The following is a 25160-nucleotide window of genomic DNA, read 5'->3' on the forward strand; positions in this document are numbered from 1 at the left end:
TAGTTGGAATGACTTTCTTCAAAGAACGGAGTGGGATGTATGGCAATCATTCATGTAGAAAATGCTTATTACACACGTGAGAAACAGATGATTTTATCCGATATTTCTTTTTCCGTAGAGAAAGGCCAGCATCAGGCCATTATCGGATTAAATGGATCAGGTAAAACGACACTACTTCAGTTAATTCACGGCTCGATCTGGCCACTGCTTCGCTATGATCCCGTCGTTGAAGTATTGGGGTATCGTCTTGGAAAAACTGATTTGAGTGAACTTAGAAAATCTATTGGCTGGGTGAGCAACGCTTTCACTGAGCGTATCTCTCCGATGCAGGAAGTGACAGATGTTGTGATTAGCGGGAAGTTTGCCTCAGCTGGACTTTATGAGCAGGTGACGGAACAGGAAGAATCGCAAGCGATGAAGATGATGCAGGAATGGGGTATTGCTCATTTACGCGGTAAACCTTTTCGAATTTGCTCTCAAGGTGAGAAGCAGAAAGTCCTGATAGCGAGAGCTTTGATGTCTTCGCCAAAGCTTCTTATTCTAGATGAACCGTGCAACGGACTTGATCTGTATTCACGCGAACAGTTATTAGCTCAGGTTGAACGCCTTGGAAAAGAGGAAGAGGGTCCAACCATATTGTATATCACTCATCATATTGAGGAGATTTGTCCCGTATTCACTCACGCTATGATTATGGAAAATGGTCGAATTGCAGTGAATGGCAAGAAGAAAGATGTGTTAACAGCTGAACATCTTAGTAAAAGTATGGGCGTCCCTTTAGAAGTGACGTGGAACAGAGAGCGACCTTGGGTTCAGGTGATTTCAAATGAGATGAAGCCAGCTTATCCATCTGCATAAGGACCGTGTATCTCAAAAATGGCCAAATTCGTTCATCGTCAAAAGGAGGTATGTATTGAAGGATTTTGCTTCGCTAACCCATAAAGAAATTGCGATTCGATATACGGTATTGACGCTGTTTCTATCGTCTACCATTTTTATAGTGAGTTACGACCTTCCACTCTGGGCGTATGTCATATGCATGCTTCTATCGATATTTGGTATTGCGGTGAACTTGTTGAAATGGAAACGTGGGAAAAAAGTTAACGTCACATTTAAAGATCATGTCATTCGCTCCTGCGTTTTTTCTTTCATAGCTTTTCTCTTGTTGGTGCTGCCTTTTGACTACTCCAGTTGGTTGATGATTCTTATGATTCTATCTCTTGTCATGGCGAATACGATTGATTTCATGCGCATGCGGAATAGGATACAAGAGGGACAACGGCAGGGATAAAAGACCTGAATCATTTGGATTATTTTTCATGAAGATGGCTGGTGTTATCGCCATTTAGTTAATTGAATGATGATAATTTTCTAATAATATATTGACTTTTATTCGATCTCGAGATAACATTTGAACCAATCATTGTCATATACAATTTGATAGCAACATTTCTTATCAAGAGAGGTGGAGGGACTGGCCCTATGAAGCTTCGGCAACCGATGAGATGATCCTTCATCTCATACTGTGCCAAATCCAGCAGGTTTATCCTGAAAGATAAGAAGACTGGCTTCGTACTTACAAACCTTTCTTCTTATGTTTTGAGAAGAGAGGTTTTTTGTGTTGAATGGGTTAGGGGGAATGCAGACGAATTAATTTGCTATTAATTCCGAGTAAACTACTTTAATTACATTGAATTAAATTTGAGTATTGTGAGGTGGATAGTATTGCAGTTACAGGTTGTGAATAGCCCTTTTGACAAAGAACAAACGGAGCTTTTAAATCGTCTCTTACCAACATTAAATGAGACGCAGAAAATATGGCTGAGCGGATACCTTTCCGTACCAGGTAGCTCTGAAGCTGCGGCAGCTACTGAGACGGTTGCTCAAGGTGTTTCTGCTTCAGAAGCATTCTCTAAACAAGAAGCAAAAACACGTGAGCTTACGATTCTCTATGGCTCACATACTGGCAATTGTCAGTCACTAGCGGAATCTTTCTTTGAGCGATTGGAAAACGAGAAATACAACGTTACCCTTTCATCGCTTGATGATTTTAAGCCAAAGTCGCTTAAAAAAGTAGAAGATTTATTATTGATTACAAGCACCCACGGAGATGGCGATCCTCCTGATAATGCGTTAAGCTTCCATGACTTTGTTCAAAGTAAGAGAGCCCCTGAATTAAATGGTCTCAGATTCTCAGTCTTATCACTTGGTGATAGCTCCTATGAATTTTTCTGCCAAACCGGGAAAGATTTTGACAAGCGCTTTGAAGAATTAGGTGCAACAAGGCTCTATCCTCGTGTAGATTGTGATCTTGATTTCGAAGAGCCGGCAGAAGAGTGGTTCGAAGGCGTGACGGGAGTATTGAAAGAAGATCAGTCTACGAGAGAATCGACTTCTGAAACAAAACCTGATGAGTCGAATCAGACGTATTCCAGAACGAATCCATTCAAAGCCGAAATTCTTGAGAATGTTAATTTGAATGGACGTGGATCGAATAAAGAAACACGGCACATTGAGCTTGATCTTGAAGGATCGAACCTTGATTATGAGCCGGGTGATAGCCTTGGTATTTACCCGGAGAATGATACTGCTCTTGTCCGTCAGCTAATCGATGAACTGAACTGGAAGCGAGAAGAACAGGTTATGGTGAACAAAAAGGGTGACGTTCAGCCACTTGAAGAAGCTTTAACGAAAACATATGAGATTACGAGTCTCACAAAGCCATTGCTCAAGAAGATTGCAGAGCTGACATCAAGTTTTGAGCTTAAGCGCATGGTTGAAGCGGAAGGCGAAGAACTAAGAACATACCTTTACGGTAGAGATTTAATTGATTTGGTGAAGGACTACGGACCGTGGACCGTCTCGGCACAGGAGTTTGTAAACGTTCTGCGCAAAATTCCGGTTCGTCTTTATTCGATCGCAAGCAGTTCAAAGGCAAATCCAGATGAAGTTCATCTCACAATTGGGGCACTAAGGTATGATGCACATGGTCGAGCTCGTACGGGCGTATGCTCTGGCCAATGCGCAGAGCGCTCACAAGCGGGGGATACACTCCCAGTATATGTGCAGCGAAATCAAAACTTTAGACTTCCGGATCATCCTGACACCCCTATCATTATGATAGGCGCAGGTACTGGCGTAGCGCCGTACCGGGCATTCTTACAAGAGCGAGAAGAAAGTGGCGCAAGTGGAGAAACGTGGCTATTCTTTGGTGAACAGCATTTTGTCACAGACTTTCTTTATCAAGTCGAATGGCAGAAGTGGTTGAAAGATGGGGTGCTTTCTCGTATGGACGTGGCGTTTTCTCGTGATTCAGAAGAGAAAGTGTATGTTCAGCACCGCATGCTCGAGCGAAGTAAAGAACTATACGAGTGGCTGCAAGAGGGTGCGCACGTCTACGTATGTGGAGATGAAAAGTATATGGCAAAAGACGTTCACGTGGCACTCGTTAACATCTTAGAGCAACAGGGGAATTTCAGTGAGTCAGAAGCAGAAGCTTATCTTGCAGATCTACGTAACGCGAAACGCTACCAGCGCGATGTGTACTAAGCGCATCAGGGAAGGAGATTGATCATGTCGAAAAAGACGGTAACAGAAGACGGCAAACCGAGTGAAATGGAGAAAATCAAAGACGAAAGTGATTACTTACGCGGATCGCTTGTGAAAAGCTTTGCGGATCCCATCACCGCTTCCATCCCAGACGCAGATACAAAACTATTAAAATTTCATGGGAGCTATATGCAAGATGATCGCGATATTCGTCAGGAGCGAAAACAGCAGAAGCTTGAACCAGCTTATCAGTTTATGGTTCGAGTGCGACTACCTGGTGGAGTAGCTAACCCAGAGCAATGGCTAGTAATGGATGATCTTGCGAATCAATACGGAAATGGGACGTTAAAGCTAACGACGCGCCAAACGTTCCAAATGCATGGGATCTTAAAGTGGAATATGAAAAAAAGCATTCAGGCAATGGACCAGGTTCTGATGGATTCTCTTGCGGCATGCGGTGACGTGAATCGGAATGTGATGTGTAATGCCAATCCCTATCAATCGGATATTCATGCCGAGGTGCATGGATGGGCACGGAAGTTAAGCGATGATCTCTTACCGAGAACGAGAGCGTACCATGAAATCTGGTTAGATGAAGAAAAAGTGCTTGATCGAAAAGAAGAGGAAATTGAGCCGATGTATGGCCCACATTACTTGCCAAGAAAGTTTAAGATTGGGGTCGCTGTCCCTCCATCAAACGATGTGGATATTTTCTCACAAGATCTTGGCTTTATTGCGATTCTTGAAGATGGCAAGCTACAAGGATTTAATGTCGCGGTAGGCGGCGGCATGGGTATGACGCATGGAGACACAAGTACGTATCCTCAGCTATCCCGAATGATTGGATTTTGTACACCCGAAAAGATTGTTGATGTTGCTGAGAAAATCATTACAATTCAGCGGGATTATGGCAATCGGTCAGAGCGGAAGAACGCTCGTTTCAAATATACGATCGATCGAAGAGGACTCGACTGGGTTCGGAACGAATTGAATAATAGACTGGGCTATGAACTAGAAGAAGCTCGTTCTTATCACTTCGATCATAATGGTGATCGCTATGGATGGGTGAAGGGTGACGGCAAATGGCATTTAACGCTCTTTATCCAAAATGGTCGTATTGTGGATTTAGAAGATTATCAGATTATGACAGGGCTTCGTGAAATTGCAAAGGTTCACGAAGGAGATTTCAGACTAACGCCGAACCAGAATCTCATTATAGCGAATGTATCAGAAGAAAAGAAAGCAGAGATTGATGAGCTTGTGGCAACATACGGTCTTACAGATGGGAAACAAAATTCAGCACTGCGCCGTAATTCGATGGCTTGCGTGGCGTTCCCAACATGCGGTCTAGCGATGGCAGAAGCAGAGCGATATTTACCTTCTCTCATTGATAAGATTGAAGAGATCGTGGATGAAGCGGGACTGAGAGAAGAAGAAATCGTGATCCGCATGTCAGGTTGTCCAAATAGCTGCTCACGTCCGACGCTTGGGGAGATTGCCTTTATTGGGAAAGCACCTGGTAAGTACAATATGTACATGGGAGCAGGGTTCGTTGGGGATCGTCTCAGCAAGCTTTATAAAGAAAACATTGGCGAAGAAGAAATCCTTGCGTCATTAAAACCGATTCTATTTAACTATGCGAAAGAAAAAGAGGTAGATGAGCATTTCGGTGATTATGTGATTCGAGCAGGATATGTTGAAGAAGTGCGATCAGGACTTGATTTTCATAGCTAGTTATATCGAAATGAAGCCCGAAGTTCATCAGCGTGTGAACTTTGGGTTTCAACACGTCTTTTACTAAATTGTCGGAGGTGCTTCAATGCCATATAGTATGGTTTGTCATTTATCATGTCCAAAGTGCAACGAGACATATGATTCAGATACGATTCAACAGCTTTGTGTTTGTGGTTCACCACTTCTTGTCGAATATGATCTTGATGAGGTGAAAAAGTGTCTTACAAAGGAAATGATTGCCGGACGAGAACAGTCGCTCTGGCGCTATCATGAATTACTTCCGGTTAAAGAAGAAAAGAATAAAGTTAGTTTTGAAGAAGGGATGACCCCTTTCCTGCCACTACCATCCCTTGGTCAGAAAATGAATCTCTCAAACTTATACATAAAAGACGAGGGAATGGTGCCGACGGGTTCATTTAAAGCTCGGGGAGCGGCAGTCGGCATTTCGAAGGCAAAGGAGCTTGGCGTTCAGAACCTTGCGATGCCGACAAATGGAAATGCTGGAGCTGCCTGGTCACTTTATGCAGCAAAGGCTGGGTTGGACGCTCATATCGTTATGCCTGTTGACGCACCTGAGATTACGAGAAAAGAAGTGAGTATTTCTGGTGCTCATCTTTATCTAGTCAACGGGTTAATAAGTGACGCTGGTAAAATAGTTGGTGATCTCGTGAAAGAGCAAGGATTTTATGATGCATCTACCCTAAAAGAGCCCTATCGCATTGAAGGTAAAAAAACGATGGGGTATGAAATAGCGGAACAGCTGAATTGGGAGCTTCCTGATGTAATTCTTTATCCAACAGGCGGTGGCGTTGGTCTTATTGGGATCTATAAAGCGTTTCTTGAGCTTCAGAAGCTTGGTTGGATTAAGGATCAAAAGCTTCCAAGATTAGTTGCTGTGCAATCGGAGGGGTGTGCCCCTATTGTGAAGGCATTCGAAGAAGGAAAAACTGAGTCTGAGTTCTGGGAAAATTCAACGACGCATGCGTTTGGTATCAATGTACCTAAAGCGATCGGAGACTTTCTTGTATTGGATGCGATCTATCAAACAGACGGGTGTGCCGTTGCTGTTTCTGAAGAAGATATTCGAATCTCTCAGCGAGAAGTTGCTGCGTTAGAAGGGCAATTTATTTGTCCCGAAGGAGCGAGTACATTCGCTGCTGCGGAAAGATTAAGGGAACGAAATTGGATCAAAGAAAATGAACAGGTTATTTGTTTAAATACGGGCCTTGGTATTAAATATCCAGATGCTTTTGAAGTAAATGTGAAAACAATGGAGACGAATGAAAGAATCAACGTCTAATATCTTAGCCATACCAAAGGTAATGCACCACTCTGAGATTTTCTTAGAGGGGTGCATTTCTATTTAAGCTAAATATTGTTTTGAAGTGAAAAATTCTTCTTCCATTAACACGTAAGGGTGAGTTTCCATCAAAATGTTAATGAGGTAATCAGGCATTCTTTCTCCATCGTATGCACAAATAAGAGGGAAGGAAAGATCGTTAACTGCTTCGTCTACAATTTTTTCGAAGTCTTCTATAAGGTGAAGAGGGTCTTCCATCGAGGCCCATTCCACATGTGCCCATGAGCGGAAGGAGAGATTAGATTCCACATAAGGTTGAACGGTCTTTTTGAAATATTCATGAATAGCAGGAGGATGATAACTGCCGCTAGAAAAGTAAAAGTCGAAGCTGTTCACTCTGTGGACAAACTTCATTTCGTTAGCCGTTAACCTTGAGGTTAATTCTTTCTCAATCATCGGATACAGGCGATCATTTTCGATTAAGATGACGTAATCTCCGTTCGCGACTCCTTTTTCAGTATAACTAACGACTTGTTCGAGGTAATTCTTCATCCCATGGTAGGCATAAAGCACATGAACACTTTTTTGCTCCTCGAACAGCTGATTCATCTTGCTAGTCAAGTGATCACCCCTTCGTTTTCTTCTACTTTTATTTTACTACAATTCTTCGAAGAGATACATGGCGGTATGAGTAGGCATGAGGTTTTTATTTCGGTAAAGGTGAGAAAGATGGTGCGATATGAAAAAAAGCCAGATTCTGTGTGAGAACAGAATTTGGCTTTTATCCTTTACGTTTAATCAATTGGATCGACGGATTTTCCGTATCGAAGAACATCGAATACGGCCATCCCATCACTAGGTCTGCCATTGTCATTACGGAAGGGCATAAGTGAGAAGAAAATAAAGTAGATAGAGAAATATGTGAACTGATAGAAAAACAGCGTTACAGGTATTGTGTTTGAGGTAATCAAGTAGTTAATGATTAAAATCACAATGAGATTAAATAGACTGCCACCTAAATAGATCGCAACGTGTGCCCACGTTTTGTTGTAGGTTAATTCTTCGTATTGGCACCAGCCTTCCATGAAATACTTTCTTCTAATTTCCAGCGGTCCTATATGAAAGAGCGTGCGTCCTGTACCGATGCAAAATTTCACTTTGCCTCCAAATAGCCGCGCTATGAGCACGTGACCCGCTTCATGGACAAGAGTGACAATTGGTAGAATAATGAAGAAATTCACAAAGAACATGGGAATATCATTTAAAGTAAACATGGTTATACCTCCGAGATGTAAGTATCAACTAAAGTTTGGTATGACTATAAAAAGGAACGTTCCCGATTTACTCGTTTCCTAACTGATTTTCGATAAGAAACATGAAACGGTAATAAAAGAAATGCTTTTGATACATCTTTACTTGTAAGGGCATAGCAGTAATAAGCTTTCGAAATTTGCGATTGTTGAACTAAGGAAAATAAAAAGGAATTAACGAAAGGGCGGAGTAAATAGTAAGTGAAAGGTGAAGAAATAAAGGGGGTATTTTGATGTATGAACTGAAAACGAAAGAAACGGATAACAGTGTGATTGAATTCATCGAAAGCGTTGATCATCCAAAGAAGCGGGAGGATGGCTATCGTTTGTTAGATCTTTTTACTGAAACGACAGGGTATGAAGCGAAAATGTGGGGACCAAGTATTATTGGGTTCGGAAGTTATCATTATAAATACGCTACGGGACATGAGGGGGATGCACCGCTCGTTGGATTTTCTCCTAGGAAGGCTAAGATTAGTTTGTATCTCGCTCAAGGAGAACCAGAGCGCGAGGATGCTTTAGCTCGATTAGGAAAACATACAACAGGGAAGGCCTGTGTTTATGTAAATAAGCTTGCGGACATTGATCTTGAAGTACTTAAAGAGCTAATATGTCAATCAGTCGAATATTTGAAAAAGCTGTACCCAGAAAAATAAGGTAGATATTGCATAGTAAGGCGGAAACATAATAATTTATATTGCTAGAGAGAATGGTACGATGAGCCAATTGGTGAAATATCAACATAAGGGTCAGGCGCAGATGTGCCTGACCCTTATGTTGGTTTCAAAACCTTTAGATTATTGTGCTTGCACGGTTTCAAGCGCTACTGCTTTAATGTCACCTTCTTTTGATTCTGAGACGAAAGAAAGTCTGTTTTCACCAGTATGATATACATGCAAATATTCGTTATCCAGTTCATTAAAGACGACCTCATCAGGTTCTCCAAATTGACAAACGACATCTGTGTAAGGGATAGCGGGTCCTTCTGATAACGCGTTATAACGTAAATGACTTACCGTTTCGTTTGCAGTTAAGTAAGCGTACTTTTCATCATAGAATCCAGGTGTTCCTTCATAGAACGTTTCATCATAAGTCATCTCTGGCTTTATTTTCTTTAAGGCTTCTTCAGACATTCCAAGAAAAATGGAGGCATCCTTCAGGTGACCTTGCTCTGCAAAATTCAGTAATTCTGAATGGAACGGAGCTTTTTCACAGGAAGTAGGGGTATTCTCGGCTGATGTTAATGGTTTTTCATCTGTCATCGTATAATCACCATTAAACCCAACAGCTGCGTCATGGTAACTAAGACAGGCTTCTTCAATAAATGTAATGACGTCATTCGTTCGAATAAACGTACCGGAACAAGACGGATCTTCCGTATCCTCAAACGTTGCTTCATCACCGTTTATTGTAGCTGTACCATTCAATTTCCCAACATCCGATCCACTACTTACGTCGATCGTAAACTGAAAGGATTCCTTCGTCACGTTTGATATGCTTAAATTCCCCTGATCGAACGCAGGATCAATATAAAGTGCTTCTTTCCATTCAGAAGAACTTTCTTCGTTCGCTGCTTCATCTTTCGGATTGGATTCCAGTTCAATTCGAGTGTATACGCCTGTAAAAGAAGCGCTATTCTCATTCATTGATTCACACGCTTCACTCGTATCGATGGCTAATCGGTCCTCCTTCCAACCAAACGAGGCTTTGCAAGCATCGTTATCAGGGTGTGTGAAATGAGCCATTTCTCCGTCGACTTCAGCAGTTCCTGAAAGCTCTCCAACATTTTGACCATCATAGGATTGAAGCATAAACGTAAATGAAGTAGAAGCTGAATCTGTTATATCGAGACCCCCATGGATTTCTCCATCTTTCTCCCACTTGTACGTGCCATCTTGAAAAAGAATGTCTTTTTGTACGGTTTCCTCTGCAGACTTGTCCACCGTTTCTTTCTCCGCTTCTACCTTTTCCGATGAGTCAGAAGTAGTTAAGAAGTTACATGACGTGACGATGAGTAATAAGATAAACACCAATACGTGACGAAGCGTTTTCATAAGATTCCTCCCTACTGAAGTAAGTTGATGCCATCATTATACATAACGTTCCGTAAAAGAATGGGATAATGGTGTCGAGCGGGGAAAAAATTCCTTGTCTAGTTTAAGCGAATTCTTTTGTAATTTAGTTGACCATTTCCGGGGAAATGAATGGAAGAAGTCGAATGCAACATTACTTTTCGTTCCGATGGGGAAGAATGTGTTGAAAATAGGGAGCAAGGTATAATATCTAAATATTCTATTGCCAATTGAGCGAGTGGACGATTATGATGAATTTAAATGAGACAAGTTCGTCATGTCATAACAACTGGTGGGATGGAATGAAAACCTTAACAAAACAGCTCATTCGTTTATTTGAATCAGTTCATGGAAGTATTTTAAGAAAATCTGTCATGATTTTTGTTTTCATTCTAGTTATTCCAACGTTAATGATCTATCAGCTGATCATCAACTATGCGGAAGAGATGATTGAGCAGGACATTATTAGTGAAAATGTCGCGAACACGGAAAGTATCGTGAAGCGCGTAAATAATGAAATTTCCAGTGTTGTTTTACAGCTGCATTTAATGGCAGGAAATGGAGAAGAAAACGAAATTAACGCGGAACGTATGTATGAGCGATCCAGACAGGCGATTGCCCAGAGCTCTATTATTCGGTCTATCTATTATCTAGATGACACTAGTAACGTCATATTTGAATCTCCTTTTGCCCCTGAGCTTGAAGGTGTCTCCTATCACTATCCAGAGTTTGATCGAATTCAATGGACGCACAATTATGCTGTTTCTAGTGTTATTCAAAATTTTAGCGGTGAGGATATTGTTTCGGTGGGGATTCCAGTCTTTGACGACAAAAATGATTTTCAAGGTGCTTTAATTGCAGAATTTAGTCAGGATTATTTATCTGAAATCGTCAGAAATATCAGCATGAGTGAAGGACATTTTGGGATGATGGTTGATCCAGAAGGAATTGTCGTGGCTTCTACTAATGAACAATCAATCGGATCAGCTATTTCAAGTGATCTGCCTTCTGAGCAAATATTTGAGGAAGTTTCAGGGGTTGCACGTTCATCTTATGGAGGGGATCAGAGCATCATCGCTTATCAAACACTGCGTGATGAATGGGGTCTCGTTTACGGAGTGTCAGAAGATATTGCCTTTGCCCCCGTTCGAAAACTATCGCTAGTGCTTACGTTATCTTTTCTCGGGATTCTCATTCTTTCTTTCTTTTTCATCGTTGCCGGTATTCGAAATATTGTTTATCCCATTATTCGATTAACAGATTATGCAAAGGATTATAGGAAGAAGGTTTTTTATCAGGAGCATGATCCATCTCAAAATGTCCGAAAAGATGAAGTGGGAGAATTGACTCGAACGATCATTTCCGTCGGCAATAGTAATTATGAGAAGCAGCATCAGCTAGAAGAAAGTGAACGCTACTTAAATGACATGATTGAAGGAATCCCTTATGGCATGATTACGATTAATGATCACGCGATCGTAACGCATGTGAACAAACAATTCGAAAACCTTATTGGGTTTAGTAGAAATGATCTCGTCGGAAAGTCATTATCAGAACTTCCAATTAAAAGTACAGATGAAGACTTTATGTTGTTAAAAGCCTTAATCTCTGAGGAACCTAGCATCGAATGTGAAAGCTACATTATCGACGCAAAGGGAAGGCGTCACATTGTGAATATCGCTACGTCTCGTTTCTACAATGCTCAGAATGAAATTATTGGCAGCATTGCTGTGCTACAGGATATTTCACAAATGAAGATGCTAGAGTCACGGTTGAAACAAAATGATAAGCTTGCATTGATAGGGCAAATTACCACGGGTATTGCTCATGAAATCAAAAACCCGCTTGCGATTTTAACAGGATCTTCTGAGATGTTAAGAGAAGAAGTGGAGGAAGCCAATAGTTCAGAAGAGATTCTTGAATTATCGCGTGATATTGATCAAGTCGTGAAACGAATGAAGACGATTGTGAATAATTTCTTGAATTTTGCAAAAGTGAACAAAGCCGATGCTCGACCAATTCAGTTGAAGAAAGTGACTGATGAAGTCCTACATCTAGTGAGATTTAAGCTAAAAGAATTAAATATAGAGGTCGTAAAGCACTATGAGACAAGCGGAGACCTCGTCGGTTTCTATGATGAGTTAATTCAAGCCTTTTTAAATATCATTCTTAATGCAACAGACGCAATGAAAGAGGAAGGAACATTAACCGTTACGATTGAAGAGGACGAGAAATATGTTCATGTCGCTATCGGAGACACAGGAACGGGCATTATGACGAGTAATCTTGAATGGCTTTTTGATCCATTCTTTTCGACTAAGGAAAAAGGGAATGGACTTGGATTAACGATCGCGAGAGATATCATTAAAGAAAATAATGGCGATCTTACGGTTGAGAGCGTAGAGGGTGAGGGGACAACAATTCATTGTTGGTTCCACCGATAGAAAAGGGGTGGCGTTATGGAGAGAACCGTTTTGATCGTAGATGATGAGATGCAGCTTGCGAAGCTAATCGGCAGGAAATTAACGAAGGCAGGCCTATCGTCAGTTTTGGCTCATACGGGAAGTACTGCTATCGACTTATTTAAAAGAAAAGAAATGGCAGTCGTGATTCTGGATTATATGCTACCAGATATGACGGGTCTTCAAGTATTGGAAGAAATGAAAAGGCTGAAGCCAGATGTGCCGGTCATTATGATGACGGCTTATGGAAATGTCGAGAGTGCTGTCGGGGCAATGAAACTGGGCGCCGTCGATTATTTGAACAAACCGATGGAGCTCGAAGAAGTAAAAGAGTTGGTTATGAAACAACTCGATACAAAGGTAGAGGCTCCGCCAAAAGAAAACGATCCATTTGTATTTCAAAGTCCTGAGATGAAGCGTGTGATGGCATTTCTAGGTCAGGTGAAGGATACGGATGCAAGTATATTAGTGCTAGGTGAGAGTGGCGTTGGCAAAACGGCTCTTGCTCATTGGATTCATTCAAATAGTTATCGTGGGGCGGGCCCAATGCTATCGATTAACTGTGCGGCTATACCTGAGCACCTTCTTGAAAGTGAGTTGTTTGGCTATCAGAAGGGAGCATTTACGGGAGCTGCAACAACGAAAATCGGAAAATTTGCTGCTGCAGATAAAGGGACGATTTTTCTAGATGAGATTGGAGAGATTTCTCCTTCCATGCAAGCGAAGCTTCTTCATGTCATTGAAGATAAAAAGGTGATGCAGCTAGGTAGCAATGAATATCGCACAGTAGATGTACGAATCATTACAGCGACGAATAAGGATTTAAAAAAATCCGTTGCGGAAGGTACGTTTCGTGAGGATCTTTACTATCGTCTAAATTTAATCGAAATTGAGATCCCTCCCCTACGTGAAAGGATGGAAGATATCCCCCTTTTCATTCAATCACAAATGAAGAAATTAAATGGAAAGTATAAGAAACAAATTTATATAGCAGAGGAAAGCATCAACCTTCTCCTCCGTCATACGTGGCCAGGTAACATTCGCGAGCTACTCAATATGCTTGAACGCATTCATATCGTAAAACGAGAAGGAACAATTATGCCAGAAGACCTTGCGCATGCATCTCTTATGTCGATACCAAAAGATGAACCAGTAGGATCACAGGACTTCAGTGGAAGTCTTTCCGAGGTGCTAGAAGATATAGAGGAAAAGATGATTCGACAAGCGCTTGGAGAAACAAATGGCAACCAGACGAAAGCAGCAGACCGACTTGGAATTGCCAGGCATACGTTAATTTACAAAATGAAAAAAATCGGCATCAGTCTATGAGAAGGTTTCTTCTAATCGTTGGATGCCTTACTTTCCTTATTTCTTGTCAGTCAAAAGAAGAAATAAAGCAGGAAGATGCGAAAGTGAACGCTCATCTGACTATTAAACTTGGATCCAAAGCATTTACCGAACAATACCTTTTAATGAAAATGACTGCCCTTCTTTTAATGGAAGAAGGATTTGATATTGAAGAAATGCGCTTTCTTGATAGTCCTTCCATTCGTGATGCATTTGAAAACAAAGTAATTGATTTGTATTGGGAATACACGAACACTGCTAAAACGATTTATCATAAAAGTGGTCCAGGTTATGATTCGCTCGAAGCTTATGAATCTGTTAAAAAAGAAGATGAAAAAAGCGACATTATTTGGTTAGAGAAAAGTGATTTTAATAGTTCATGGGGGCTCATCATGAAAGAGTCCTTTGCTAAGCAGCATCAACTTGATTCGGTCAGTGATCTTGTCACGTATATGAGCAATCAGGAACACCCATCATTAAAAATGGCGACAAATGACGAATATTTAATAAGAGAAGACGGTCTCAGTCATTTAGAAGATGTGTATCAATTTTCGGTGAACAAAGATCAGCTTCTTGCGGTTGATTCAGAATTGCTGAGTCTCGCTGTAAAAGAGTCTCGAGTACAGGTAGCTGTTGGAATGATCACAGATAGTCGCATTGAAGACTACCACCTCGTTGTATTAGAAGATAATCGCAAAGCGTTTCCACCATATGATGCTGCTCCAGTCGTGCAACGGAAAATGATTGAGCAATATCCAGAGATTCAAGAGCCACTTGAAAAGCTTTCTGCTTCCATTACAAACGAAGAAATGATTAGTCTAAACTATCGAGTGGACGTTTTGCACCAGGATGTAGGAAAAGTCGCGAAGGCTTTTCTACAAGACCAAGGGTTGTTAAGAGTGGACTAGAGGGTAGAGCTTCCAAGTGGCTCTTTCATCATCAAAAAGACAGCATCCTCCTTCTCTCATGGAAGGCTTACTTTGTGGTAAGCTGTTGTTAGATGTTGATTATGATAGAAAGGTAGTTGAGTGATTCTGGACTTTATATCAAATAATATTGTGTTGCTTGGCATCGCCTGTATTATTATTGCGCTGCTATTAGCGAAATTCACAAAGAAGAAGTAAGGCGCTGTTCAATGGAACAGTGCTTTTTTTGTGTGAAAATGCGACACTGTAGGAATTTTCTACAGTTAAAGTGTAGTATTTTTCTACACTTTTAGTAATTGTGGGGAACAATTCGCACTGTTATAAGGATTTAAAAGTTGGCACAATACTTGCATTATATAACAGTGAGAAATTCAAGTTAGATTCAAGGAGGATTTAATGTACTTTTAAACTTATTGTTCGCGTGAGTGTGAATGTCCTTAACGTATAGCGAAATGAAAACGCTTTAATTGATTTAGCATAAACATTATTTGTTTCTATCGCATTCAGTCAGTCTCGGGTAGATCCAACCGCCTATTCGTGAAAGAGGGTTTTCAGATGAGATATGAGCAAGATGAGTTTGGCACTGTCAAGATTCCAAGCGATGCTCTCTATGGGATCCAGACAGTTAGGAGTACTGCAAATCTAAGCTTTTCAGAAAAAAAGCTTACAGATTATCCTGATTATGTGAAGGCACTAAGCATTGTAAAAAAGGCTGCTGCGCTTGCAAATGGTGAGGCGGGAGTGCTACCGAAGCGAATTCAGGATGCCATTGTTACAGCATGTGATGAGCTTATTAGCGGAAAGCACGTAGAACATTTTCCAGTTGATCCTTATCACGGAGGAGGTGGTATTGGATCGAACATGAACGTGAATGAAGTAGTATCGAATCGAGCGAATCAAATTCTTGGATACGAGATTGGTAGCTACGAAGAAGTGCAACCCAATGATCATGTGAACGCTTCCCAATCCACTTCGGACGTTTGTCATACGGCGATTCGTCTTACGATTGCAAGGCAACTGGAGAAGCTCCTTGCTGTTGTGAGATCGTTGCAACAAAGCATAAGAGAAAAAGCGAATGAGTGGTCGGATGTAATGACCATTTCGCGCACCTGTTTACAGGATGGAATGAGGGTACCGCTCGGAGATTCGATGTCAGGTGTTGTGGCGTTACTTGATCGCCGCATGGAGTCACTACAAAAAGCTACAGAACAAATGGACCGCATTAATCTAGGAGGAACGGTTATCGGTTCTGGGATTGGAGCGTCTGAGGGATACCGGAAAAACATTTTGCATTATTTAAGGGAAACGACGAGTCGGAACGTAATGTATCGTGACAATTTATTTGATGCAGCTCAGCATCTTGATGACCTTGGAGATGTATCAAACGAGCTGAGGCAGCTAGCTAGTGGTTTGATTAAATTCGGAAAAGATCTACGCATTCGCGCTTCTGGTCCTGAAACAGGTTTTGGAGAACTATCGCTACCGGCAGTACAGGCGGGCTCATCGTTCTTCCCTGGGAAAGTAAATCCAGTAATACCTGAAACGCTCATTCAATGTTGTTTCAAGGTACTTGGGTGTGATCGTACTGTCCAGGCAGCACTAGAGCATGGAGAGCTTGATCTTAACGTGTTCGAAGGCGTAGCCGGGATGGCGATAATAGATGCGATCCAAATGTTGACAAATGTGCTGCCAGTTTTCGAAGAACGTTGTGTAAAAGGAATAAAAGTGAATGAAGCAACTTGCAGAGATTATGCAAACACCACAATTCCGCTAGTTGTTGATTTAAAAGAACGCTTTGGTTATGAAGCTGTCTTAAACGCAATGAAAACAGATGGTAAAGATGGGTTACTTCAACTACAAGCAAATGGGGGATATTGATATGAAAAACATTCAAACGAAATTTGAAGGCATTAAGCAGCCAAAGTTAGAGTGGGCGAGTCATTGGCTTGAGAAACCAAAAAAGCTTTATATAAATGGACAGTGGGTGGAAAGCAGTAGCGGAGAAACGATTGAATCCATTAATCCTTCGACTGGAAAACGAACTGGTTCAATCCATAGCGCCAAAAAAGAAGACGTCGATCAAGCAGTTTCGGCAGCTAGAGAGGCGTTCGATCATGGCACATGGAAAGAAACAACGCGAAAAGAAAGAGCAAGGATTCTACGCGAGATTAGTGCTCTTATTATTGAACACCAGGATGAGTTAGCAACGCTTGAGTCTCTAGATAATGGAAAGCTTTATACGGAAGCTTATAACGATGATGTTCAAGAAGCATCAGATCTCTTCCAATATTACGCGGGATGGACGGATAAGTATTATGGAGAAAACAATCCGGTGGAAGGGAATTTCTTAAGCTATACAACGCGAGATCCGATCGGCGTTTGTGGTCAAATTGTTCCATTTAATTTTCCAATTGGTATGGCTGTATGGAAGCTATCGCCAGCGCTTGCGATGGGGAATACGGTTGTTTTGAAGCCTTCTAGTACGACATCTTACTCAGCGATTCGTCTCGTTGAAATCATTCATGAAGCGAAGCTATTACCGCCAGGCGTTCTAAATCTAATTCTTGGTAAAGGCTCGATTGGATCTTACATTAGCACGCACATGGATGTTGATAAAATTTCCTTTACAGGAAGCACGGAAGTTGGGAAAAAGCTCGTTCATGACTCAGCGGATTCGAACTTGAAGCCAGTCACACTGGAGCTAGGAGGTAAGTCACCAAATATTATTTTTGCAGACGCACCAAATCTTGAAGGGGCGATTGAACGTTCATTCTATGGGTTGTTTACCCATAAAGGCGAGAAGTGTTCTGCACCAACACGACTTTTTGTGGAGCGCCCAGTTTATGATGAGGTAGTTGAAAAAATCGGTGAATATGCAAGCGTATACAAGTGTGGTGATCCATTTGATCCTGAAAGTGACCAGGGACCACAGGTTTCAGAGGCTCATATGAACAGTATTCTTCATTACATTGAAAGTGGAAAACAAGAAGGGGCACGGCTTGTCGCCGGAGGAGAGCGTGATATTGAGGGTGAGAAAGCGAATGGATTTTATATTAAGCCAACTATTTTCGCTGACGTGACAAACGGTATGACGATAGCACAGGAAGAGATATTTGGACCTGTCCTTTGCATCCTGCCATTCGATTCGGAAGAAGAGGTTATTCGAATGGCGAATGATACGATTTATGGTCTTGCTGCTGGTCTATGGACGAATGATGTCTCTCGAGCGCATCGCGTAGCGAAAAAGCTTGAAGCTGGTATGGTATTCGTAAACAAATATGGCTGCTACGACTTTGCTAGTCCATTTGGAGGCTGGAAACAAAGTGGTTGGGGCAAAGAATATGCCGTGCACTCGCTTCAATCGTATACAAAAACAAAAGCAATCTGGGTTGCTTACTAAAAGAGCGGAGGAAAGAGTATGAAAATGAAAGCGGCTGTAATGACGGGTCTAGGTGCACCACTTGAAATTCAAGAAGTGGAGTTAGCTTCACCGAAAGCAAATGAAGTCCTTGTAAAAATTGCGGCGACTGGGGTCTGTCATAGTGACCTCAACGCCGTACAAGATCCATCGACCCCGTTCCCAACCATTCTTGGTCATGAAGGCGCTGGTACAGTTGTTGAGGTAGGTCCTAACGTCAAGACGGTTAAACCTGGTGACAAAGTAGCGCTAAGCTGGGTTCCCTACTGCGGGACGTGTGAGTTTTGTGTCACTGGTGCTATTCATCTTTGTGAGTCAGCCTTTGGCCCAATGTTTAACGGTACGCTTCTCGATGGAACTTCTCGACTTAGTAAGGATGGTCTTCCGCTTTTTCATAATTCTCTTCTTTCGACATTTGCTGAATATGCCGTCGTTCCTGATATGTCTTGTGTGAAATTACCAGATGCGATGCCGCTGGCTCAAGCATCGCTGATCGGATGTGGCGTTGCCACTGGCTATGGCGCAGCGGTCAATGCCGCTAAAGTAACTCCCGGTTCAACCGTTGCTGTGTTTGGCATCGGAGGTGTAGGGGTGAATGCGATTCAAGGTGCGAGAATCGCCGGTGCTTCGAAAATCATTGCCTGTGATATGAAGCCAGCGAACCTTGAAATCGCGAAGCAATTTGGGGCTACACATACTGTGAACGTGAGCGAGGGGGATGCACCTGAAATGATTCGTGCGATAACGAACGGATTTGGTGTTCATTATGCGATCGACTGCTCAGGACATACAGCTGCTACCGCTAACGCCTGGAATGCAACTCGTAAAGGGGGAACGATTGTAGTTGTTGGTGCATTTCATCCTGAAATGTCACTTAGTCTGCCTGCGGGTGGTTTTCACCGAGTTGGAAAAGTGATCAAAGGAAGCTTCTACGGAGATACCCAGCCATATCGTGATTTTCCTAAAATTGCTGAGCTTTACCTCGATGGTAAGTTTATGCTTGATGAACTTGTAATTAATCGCGTTTCCTTGGATGAAATCAACCAGGCCTTTGACTCATTTCATGATTGCAACTGCGTGAATGTAGGTCGATCTGTGATTGATTTTCAAAGAGAACCGGTGATCAATGCAGAACGTTATACAGAATTGATTTAAGGTGTAAAAGGCCGTTCGATTACAATGCGGACTCGTCCAAAGAGAAATATCAAAAAAAGGTGGATGCAGTCAAGAAACAACAGTTTTACTTGCGGTAACGGTTAATTGAATAATCTCATGGGAGGGGTTCATGTTATGAAGAGTTTTAAGCATCCGGTTTTTTGGCCACCGTTTCTTCTATTACTTGCAGCTGCCATTGTTAGTTTTACAAATAAAGAGGCCTTTATTTCGACGGCCACTAATATGAACAACTGGGTGATTGCCAATCTTGGCTGGCTATTTAGTATCGCAGGGTTATTAATGGTCGTAGCCTGTGTTGCTGTATACTTCTCACCACTAGGAAATATCCGAATTGGCGGAGACAAAGCGAAGCCGATGTTGAAACCAATGACTTGGTTTGCCATCACCTTAACGACTACGATTGCGGCAGGTCTGACGTTTTGGGGAATTGTTGAGCCACTATACCATGTATCGGCACCTCCAGAATCGCTTGGCATTGATCCGAATAGTCCAGAAGCAGCCATCTTCTCACTTTCTACAATGTACTTGCATTGGACGATTACACCATATGCGATTTACTGCTTACCAGCGATCGTCTTTGCATTTGCTTATTATAATATGAAAAAGCCTTTTAGCTTAAGTTCAACATTAGCTCCCCTATTCGGTAATCGCATTTCGGGTAAATGGGCGAATGTGATTGATGCTCTTTGCCTTTACACTCTTGCTCTTGGGATGGCGGCATCGATGGGAACGAGCTTATTAAACCTTGGCGGTGGCGTTAACTACATTAGTGGAATTGCGAGTTCGCCAACCTTATGGGCTGCGATTGCCATTGCGTTAATGGTAACGTTTATAATTTCAGCGTCTACAGGTTTAATGAAAGGGATTCGAGTTCTTTCCAATATCAATATGAGACTTTTTATAGGTATTATCATCTTTATGTTTATCGTGGGACCAACTTCTTACTTATTAAATTTAGGAACAGAATCAGCGGGGAATTATTTTACGAATTTCTTTAACAAAAGTCTTTTCACGGGTGCATCTGCTGGCGATCCATGGCCACAATCGTGGACGACGTTCTACTGGGCAAGCTGGTTCTCATGGGCAGCGATTACGGCTTTATTCCTTGGAAGAATTTCATTTGGCTACAAAGTGAAACACATGATTATCGTCAATTTTGTTCTACCGGCATTTTTCGGAGGATTATGGATGACGATCTTTAGTGGAACAGCAATTAACATGGAGATGACGGGTGCTGGACTTGCTAATATCATGAATACAGTAGGTGCAGAGGCTGCTCTCTATGCGGTATTTGATGCTCTACCACTTGCTGCAATTGTGATTCCGATTTATGTGTTTATCGTCTTTATATCCTTTGTTACTGCAGCTGATTCAAACCTTGCAGCCATGGGTGGTATTTCTTCAACAGGAATTACACCTAGTAGTCCTGAACCAAGCGTGCTCATAAAAGTTGTTTGGGGGATCACAGTAACGCTAGTAGCGTGGATTATGATCAGCTATGCGAATATTGATGGAATTAAAATGTTAGCCAATCTCGGTGGTGTTCCGGCCCTATTCTTATCCCTATTCGTTCTCGGTTCTCTTATGAAAATCATTCGTAATCCTAAGAAATTCGAGAAGTTTGATGAGTCAGAAGAAGTTGGAGGATTAGAAGAACAAAAGCCAAAAGATAAAGCTGTATAAACGTAAAGAACAGACAAACCGTCTGTTCTTTTTTACTTGAATGGACTACCGCGTGAATGAATCGTGCTAAACTAGTAGTATAAGAAGAGAGGAGTGAAGGCAAGTGGGGAAATGTACAATCGATCACTCGTACGGAGACGTTATGACAAAGCTTGAGACCCAGTCACCTTATATGCCAGATGAACTTGTGCAGGATACATATCGCTTCTTACAACAAACAATTACACAAGAAACATTGAACGAACTGTTTCACCTGTTGAAGAAATATGATCTCGCTTCGGAGGAAGTGCGCCAAGAACGGAATGCCGGGCTTCAAAAACTGATGAGGTAAACGGTTCAAACTTATATTCGATTTTTCTACGAAAACTTCATTCATTCCGCGCTATTTCAAATAACTTTTTTAACGAGATTGATACAGCGGCTCTCAAATTTGATAAATGATAAGCTAATCAATAGTAACTTATTTACTAGTACAGAAAGAAGTGAAATGCAATGACGACTAAATTATTCTATCAAGACCCATACATAACAACCTTTACCGCTGAAAAGTGGGAACAGTTCACAGATGATGCGAATCGCTCTTACGTTGTTCTAGATCAAACGGCTTTTTATCCAACTGGTGGAGGTCAGCCATATGATAGTGGAACGATTAATGGTGTACAGGTTCTTGATGTAGAAGAGGTAGATGGAGAAGTCCGTCACTATGTTGACGGCAAGCTTCCTGAGGCAGAACATATTCACGGAGATATCAACTGGCCTCGAAGGTTTGATCACATGCAACAGCATGCAGGGCAGCACATCCTTTCGGCAGCTTTTGAAGACCAACTTGGATATAGTACGGTGAGCTTTCATCTAGGTCAGGAAGTTTGTACGATCGACCTTAACGTTGCCACTCTTGATGATGATGAAGTTAGAGCAGCTGAAAAATTTGCGAATAACGTTGTTCAGCAGAACTTGCCGATTGAAACGAAGTGGGTAAGCGAAGAGGAGCTGGCGAATTATACCCTTCGAAAGCAGCTAGCCGTCTCGGAAGACATCCGTCTTGTAATGATTCCAGACGTAGACTATAGCGGATGCGGAGGGACACATCCTTCTTCGACAGGCCAGGTACAGGCGATATCTATTTTAAAAATAGAAAAGCAAAAAAAACAAATGCGCGTCCATTTTGTTTGTGGCGAGCGAGTAACTGATGAACTTCGGAAGAAACAGGGAATCATGCTTGGGCTCACGAACGCTCTTAGCGTTCCTCAATCACATTTAGTAGAAGCGGCAGAACGAGTGCTCCTTCAGTCGAAAGAATATGAAAAAACGATTGAAGAGCTAAATGAAAAACTACTTTCTTATGAAGCAAAGGAATTACTTCATGGTGCTGATACCATTCATGACCAAAAAGTCGTGCAGATGATTTCCAAACAACATGGAATGAAAGAACTGCAAAAACTAGCGAAGATGGTGCTGAAAGAAGATCCGCATGTGATCGTCTTTTTCATAAGTGAGGGAGAAGATAAGCTACAAATTGTTTGTGGAAGAGGAGAAGCTTTATCTTATGATATGAACCTTAGTTTAAAAGAAGTTCTTCCATTCATTAATGGAAAAGGTGGAGGAAAGAAAGACTTTGCGCAGGGCGGGGGAGAACCGGTTCGTTCTGCAGAAGAGGTTTTGATTGAACTTGTGAAAGTAACGCTACATTAAAAAAACGAGCGCCCCTAAGCATTGCTGGGGCGTTTTTTCTATTTTGGTAAAAATATGAATATAACTCTTGTCATACAAGATAGCTTAGCATATACTACATATATACCTTGCTTTACAAGGTAGCTGAATGATTTCTATAACTCTTGTATAACAAGGGTTATAGGTTGGAAAGATTGGTGAAGCACATGCAAACAACTCAAATGTTAAAAGGAATCATTGATGGCTGTATTTTATCCATTATTAGTGAAGGAGAAGTATACGGATATGAGCTTGCCTCAAAGCTTGATGATTATGGCTTTGAAGCATTTAGTGAAGGGACGATTTACCCGATCCTTATCCGTTTACAGAAAGATCAGCTCATACAGTCAACGTTAAAGAAATCAACAGCAGGACCGAAGCGGAAATACTACGCGTTAACGAAAAAGGGAGAAGAAGAATTGAAGGGTTTTAAGAAGCGGTGGATTCATTTAAGCACAACCGTAAATCAGATTTTAAACAAGGAGAGTGAATGAGGAGATGACGAAAGAAAGCGAGAAATTTATTCAAGATATGCGTATTTATCTGATTACGAAAGGAGTAGGTGAAGAGGAAATCGATAGCTTCTTAATGGAAGCAGAAGATCACTTAATGGAGGGGGAGCGCGACGGAAAGACAGCGAAAGATATCTTTGGAAAGGATCCGAAAGCTTACGCAAAAGAACTGATTGATTCGATGGATCAGTCGCCACATGATAATCGGAAATTAATTGCGCGTATGATTGCAGGAGTCTTTGGTATCTTTTTAGTATCGCAGTTTATAGATGGAAATACATCATATTCTTTAATTGAAATCATCGGTTACCCTATTTCAACGATTGTATGGTTAGTTGCTCTTATATGGGCCCTTCGGATGACTTCTTTCCATACAGGTGTAAAGAGCTTTCTGATTGTTTATGGCATCGTTATGGTTCCAATGATCTTTACCGTAGGGGTTACGATTCTTCACATAGAATTTGGCAGAGACGTGTTGTTTCTCAGTCAACCAGTTGCTTTAACTGTAGGCGGTATCATTATAATTGGTCTAATTGCTAACTTCAATTCTCTTATTGGTTTGTTATCGAGTCTTGTCTTAATGCTGATTCTTTTTGGAGCTCAACTGCTGTTTAGTTTGCTTCATTTGGAAAGTTTCGCATGGGAGATGGGCGCTTATGTTATTAGCGTCGTTGGGCTTATCGTGATGATGAGTTTTCGGAAGCAATTGCCTAAGACGATCATAAAGGGATAGAGAGTTTGAAGAGAAAAAGTACATGACACTTAATAAAATGACCAATCATTAGGAAACGACTGGTCATTTTATTTTAGTAGGAAGCTTTTCTATACCGTTTTCTGTTGATCTACTTGTCGATGATCGGGAGTGCTGGATTCGTTCAGCTTTTTAACATTAAAGCTATGAAGAACGATGCCGACAATGATGAGGGCAATGCCAACCCATGCGATGTAGGTAGGAAGTGGGCTCGATAGAAGCAGTCCCTCTCCTGCGATCACAAACAATACCTGTGTTGACTGAGTCGCTTCAACAGAGGCAAGCTTTCCCTGGTGAAGTCTGACGCGATCTGTTGCGATAAAAAATAATGTTGTGGCAATAACGCCTGAACAGATGGCAACGATCAGCGATTGAGTGAGCTGTTCTCCTGAAGGAATGCCAACCTTATTCCAGGCGATAACACTTAAAATAATCCAGAACGGAGTGCTCCCAAGCGTCATGCCTAACACTCGTTGAAAGGTATCGAGTCGTCCATCACAAAGCTCCATCATCTTTCGGTTTCCGAGTGGATAAGCAATTGCTGCAAAAAGGACAGGAAGAATGCCAACCATCACTTCGTTTACAGTCATTTCATTTGCTTTTTGCCACTGAATTAACATGACACCAGCAAGAATCACGATGGAAATAAGGAGGGCTTTTGTTTGAATGCGGTGCCGTTTTTTTATCGGTCCATTAGACGTTTGAACGGTTGAGTAAAAAAGAGGAGCAACGATAATTCCACCTACGATCGTCATTTGCCACGTTCCTGCCACTAGCCACCCTGCGCCATAAGCGGCAGCATAGGTTAAAGGGGCATAAAATAAAACGAATCCAACAAAACTCCAGAGTAACCACTGAAAAGGGTTCCTTCGCATTTCAATAAAAACTTGTTTCATATTCCGTCTAACGAGTACAATTAATAGAAGAAAAGGAATCATGAAAAGGAATCATGAAAAGGAAGCGGAGGGAGGAGCTCCACATCCAGCTTCCTCCGGCTAACTCCATTGAACGATTCAAAATAAATGTAACTGCAAAAAACATTGAGGCGAGAATACCGATCGCAATTTCCCTCATATTACTTAAACACGCCCTTTGTTAAGTATAGTATATTATGTTTTGTGTATATTATAATATACTATAGGGTGTGGTGGAAATATACAAGAGAAAGATAATGGAGAGGATTTATTAGTGGATGAAAAAAAGATAACAG

20 protein-coding genes, 1 pseudogene and 1 riboswitch are annotated in these 25160 nt (G+C 41.6%); of the genes and pseudogenes, 17 read left to right on the forward strand and 4 right to left on the reverse strand.

The features are described 5' to 3' along the window. Positions 1 to 39 precede the first annotated feature (39 nt). From AC0VYH_RS07315 to AC0VYH_RS07335, 5 genes are all read left to right on the forward strand, one after another. Positions 40 to 858, forward strand: coding sequence for an ABC transporter ATP-binding protein (locus AC0VYH_RS07315; protein WP_475367030.1), 819 nt, complete (start codon positions 40 to 42; stop codon positions 856 to 858). A 55-nt stretch (positions 859 to 913) separates the two neighbouring features. Further along, positions 914 to 1291 (forward strand): hypothetical protein, encoded by a 378-nt coding sequence (locus tag AC0VYH_RS07320; protein WP_475373578.1) that lies wholly within the window; start codon positions 914 to 916, stop codon positions 1289 to 1291. A gap of 159 nt (positions 1292 to 1450) precedes the next feature. Continuing rightward, positions 1451 to 1562, forward strand: a riboswitch (SAM riboswitch). 163 nt (positions 1563 to 1725) lie between these two features. Next, positions 1726 to 3549, forward strand: a complete 1824-nt coding sequence (locus AC0VYH_RS07325) for an assimilatory sulfite reductase (NADPH) flavoprotein subunit (RefSeq protein ID WP_475373579.1) — start codon at positions 1726 to 1728, stop codon at positions 3547 to 3549. A gap of 24 nt (positions 3550 to 3573) precedes the next feature. Continuing rightward, positions 3574 to 5283 carry an assimilatory sulfite reductase (NADPH) hemoprotein subunit gene (cysI, locus tag AC0VYH_RS07330; RefSeq protein ID WP_475367033.1) on the forward strand — a complete coding sequence of 570 codons (1710 nt, stop codon included), beginning with the start codon at positions 3574 to 3576 and terminating at the stop codon, positions 5281 to 5283. A gap of 85 nt (positions 5284 to 5368) precedes the next feature. Continuing rightward, positions 5369 to 6583: a threonine synthase gene (locus AC0VYH_RS07335; RefSeq protein WP_475373580.1), complete on the forward strand. Its 1215-nt coding sequence runs from the start codon at positions 5369 to 5371 to the stop codon at positions 6581 to 6583. Between the two features lie 63 nt (positions 6584 to 6646). On the opposite strand, the gene AC0VYH_RS07340 is transcribed toward AC0VYH_RS07335, so the two are convergent. Together AC0VYH_RS07340 and AC0VYH_RS07345 are read right to left on the reverse strand one after the other, a co-directional pair. Then, the gene (locus tag AC0VYH_RS07340) at positions 6647 to 7204 is read right to left on the reverse strand and encodes an MEDS domain-containing protein (RefSeq protein WP_404682635.1); all 558 of its coding nucleotides are present in this window, start codon (positions 7202 to 7204) and stop codon (positions 6647 to 6649) included. Positions 7205 to 7377: 173 nt separating this feature from the next. Beyond that, positions 7378 to 7857, reverse strand: coding sequence for a site-2 protease family protein (locus AC0VYH_RS07345; protein WP_283152497.1), 480 nt, complete (start codon positions 7855 to 7857; stop codon positions 7378 to 7380). 269 nt (positions 7858 to 8126) lie between these two features. Between AC0VYH_RS07345 and AC0VYH_RS07350 the strand changes: the two genes are divergently transcribed. Then, the gene (locus AC0VYH_RS07350; protein ID WP_475367035.1) at positions 8127 to 8549 is read left to right on the forward strand and encodes a DUF1801 domain-containing protein; all 423 of its coding nucleotides are present in this window, start codon (positions 8127 to 8129) and stop codon (positions 8547 to 8549) included. Positions 8550 to 8690: 141 nt separating this feature from the next. Here AC0VYH_RS07350 and AC0VYH_RS07355 read toward each other — a convergent pair whose 3' ends face one another. Next, positions 8691 to 9947, reverse strand: coding sequence for a hypothetical protein (locus tag AC0VYH_RS07355; protein WP_475373581.1), 1257 nt, complete (start codon positions 9945 to 9947; stop codon positions 8691 to 8693). A gap of 320 nt (positions 9948 to 10267) precedes the next feature. Between AC0VYH_RS07355 and AC0VYH_RS07360 the strand changes: the two genes are divergently transcribed. The 11 genes from AC0VYH_RS07360 to AC0VYH_RS07410 all read left to right on the forward strand — a co-directional run bounded on the left by AC0VYH_RS07360 (position 10268) and on the right by AC0VYH_RS07410 (position 23932). Further along, on the forward strand, positions 10268 to 12409 hold the full coding sequence (locus tag AC0VYH_RS07360) for a sensor histidine kinase (protein WP_475373582.1): 2142 nt from the start codon (positions 10268 to 10270) through the stop codon (positions 12407 to 12409). Between the two features lie 15 nt (positions 12410 to 12424). Continuing rightward, a complete protein-coding gene (locus tag AC0VYH_RS07365) occupies positions 12425 to 13756 on the forward strand; it encodes a sigma-54-dependent transcriptional regulator (RefSeq protein WP_430241350.1) in 1332 nt (443 codons plus the stop codon). Between the two features lie 83 nt (positions 13757 to 13839). Continuing rightward, the gene (locus AC0VYH_RS07370; protein WP_475373583.1) at positions 13840 to 14682 is read left to right on the forward strand and encodes an ABC transporter substrate-binding protein; all 843 of its coding nucleotides are present in this window, start codon (positions 13840 to 13842) and stop codon (positions 14680 to 14682) included. 573 nt (positions 14683 to 15255) lie between these two features. Then, positions 15256 to 16578, forward strand: coding sequence for a lyase family protein (locus AC0VYH_RS07375; RefSeq protein ID WP_475373584.1), 1323 nt, complete (start codon positions 15256 to 15258; stop codon positions 16576 to 16578). A gap of 1 nt (position 16579) precedes the next feature. Beyond that, the gene (locus tag AC0VYH_RS07380; protein ID WP_475373585.1) at positions 16580 to 18100 is read left to right on the forward strand and encodes an aldehyde dehydrogenase family protein; all 1521 of its coding nucleotides are present in this window, start codon (positions 16580 to 16582) and stop codon (positions 18098 to 18100) included. 18 nt (positions 18101 to 18118) lie between these two features. Beyond that, positions 18119 to 19273, forward strand: a complete 1155-nt coding sequence (locus AC0VYH_RS07385) for a Zn-dependent alcohol dehydrogenase (RefSeq protein WP_475373586.1) — start codon at positions 18119 to 18121, stop codon at positions 19271 to 19273. A 135-nt stretch (positions 19274 to 19408) separates the two neighbouring features. After that, positions 19409 to 20977, forward strand: a complete 1569-nt coding sequence (locus AC0VYH_RS07390) for a BCCT family transporter (RefSeq protein WP_475368766.1) — start codon at positions 19409 to 19411, stop codon at positions 20975 to 20977. Between the two features lie 103 nt (positions 20978 to 21080). Further along, complete coding sequence (locus AC0VYH_RS07395) at positions 21081 to 21308, forward strand: hypothetical protein (protein WP_430241361.1); 228 nt, start codon at positions 21081 to 21083, stop codon at positions 21306 to 21308. A 161-nt stretch (positions 21309 to 21469) separates the two neighbouring features. Next, positions 21470 to 22669, forward strand: coding sequence for an alanyl-tRNA editing protein (locus tag AC0VYH_RS07400; protein WP_475373587.1), 1200 nt, complete (start codon positions 21470 to 21472; stop codon positions 22667 to 22669). Between the two features lie 185 nt (positions 22670 to 22854). Continuing rightward, complete coding sequence (locus tag AC0VYH_RS07405) at positions 22855 to 23181, forward strand: PadR family transcriptional regulator (RefSeq protein WP_194222252.1); 327 nt, start codon at positions 22855 to 22857, stop codon at positions 23179 to 23181. A gap of 4 nt (positions 23182 to 23185) precedes the next feature. Then, complete coding sequence (locus AC0VYH_RS07410; protein WP_475373588.1) at positions 23186 to 23932, forward strand: HAAS domain-containing protein; 747 nt, start codon at positions 23186 to 23188, stop codon at positions 23930 to 23932. An 89-nt stretch (positions 23933 to 24021) separates the two neighbouring features. On the opposite strand, the pseudogene AC0VYH_RS07415 reads toward AC0VYH_RS07410, so the two are convergent. Continuing rightward, positions 24022 to 25024 (reverse strand): annotated as a pseudogene (locus tag AC0VYH_RS07415) (DMT family transporter). Positions 25025 to 25160: the final 136 nt, after the last annotated feature.

The organism is Anaerobacillus sp. QJM3NY_32 (assembly GCF_056173645.1).

What these genes read in the sequence shown, in the direction of transcription:
- AC0VYH_RS07315 (WP_475367030.1), top strand. Translation starts at nt 40, where the DNA reads ATGGCAATCATTCATGTAGAAAATGCTTATTACACACGTGAGAAACAG.
- cysI (WP_475367033.1), top strand. Translation starts at nt 3,574, where the DNA reads ATGTCGAAAAAGACGGTAACAGAAGACGGCAAACCGAGTGAAATGGAG.
- AC0VYH_RS07335 (WP_475373580.1), top strand. Translation starts at nt 5,369, where the DNA reads ATGCCATATAGTATGGTTTGTCATTTATCATGTCCAAAGTGCAACGAG.
- AC0VYH_RS07345 (WP_283152497.1), bottom strand. Translation starts at nt 7,857, where the DNA reads ATGTTTACTTTAAATGATATTCCCATGTTCTTTGTGAATTTCTTCATT.
- AC0VYH_RS07350 (WP_475367035.1), top strand. Translation starts at nt 8,127, where the DNA reads ATGTATGAACTGAAAACGAAAGAAACGGATAACAGTGTGATTGAATTC.
- AC0VYH_RS07355 (WP_475373581.1), bottom strand. Translation starts at nt 9,947, where the DNA reads ATGAAAACGCTTCGTCACGTATTGGTGTTTATCTTATTACTCATCGTC.
- AC0VYH_RS07360 (WP_475373582.1), top strand. Translation starts at nt 10,268, where the DNA reads ATGAAAACCTTAACAAAACAGCTCATTCGTTTATTTGAATCAGTTCAT.
- AC0VYH_RS07365 (WP_430241350.1), top strand. Translation starts at nt 12,425, where the DNA reads ATGGAGAGAACCGTTTTGATCGTAGATGATGAGATGCAGCTTGCGAAG.
- AC0VYH_RS07375 (WP_475373584.1), top strand. Translation starts at nt 15,256, where the DNA reads ATGAGATATGAGCAAGATGAGTTTGGCACTGTCAAGATTCCAAGCGAT.
- AC0VYH_RS07380 (WP_475373585.1), top strand. Translation starts at nt 16,580, where the DNA reads ATGAAAAACATTCAAACGAAATTTGAAGGCATTAAGCAGCCAAAGTTA.
- AC0VYH_RS07385 (WP_475373586.1), top strand. Translation starts at nt 18,119, where the DNA reads ATGAAAATGAAAGCGGCTGTAATGACGGGTCTAGGTGCACCACTTGAA.
- AC0VYH_RS07390 (WP_475368766.1), top strand. Translation starts at nt 19,409, where the DNA reads ATGAAGAGTTTTAAGCATCCGGTTTTTTGGCCACCGTTTCTTCTATTA.
- AC0VYH_RS07400 (WP_475373587.1), top strand. Translation starts at nt 21,470, where the DNA reads ATGACGACTAAATTATTCTATCAAGACCCATACATAACAACCTTTACC.
- AC0VYH_RS07405 (WP_194222252.1), top strand. Translation starts at nt 22,855, where the DNA reads ATGCAAACAACTCAAATGTTAAAAGGAATCATTGATGGCTGTATTTTA.
- AC0VYH_RS07410 (WP_475373588.1), top strand. Translation starts at nt 23,186, where the DNA reads ATGACGAAAGAAAGCGAGAAATTTATTCAAGATATGCGTATTTATCTG.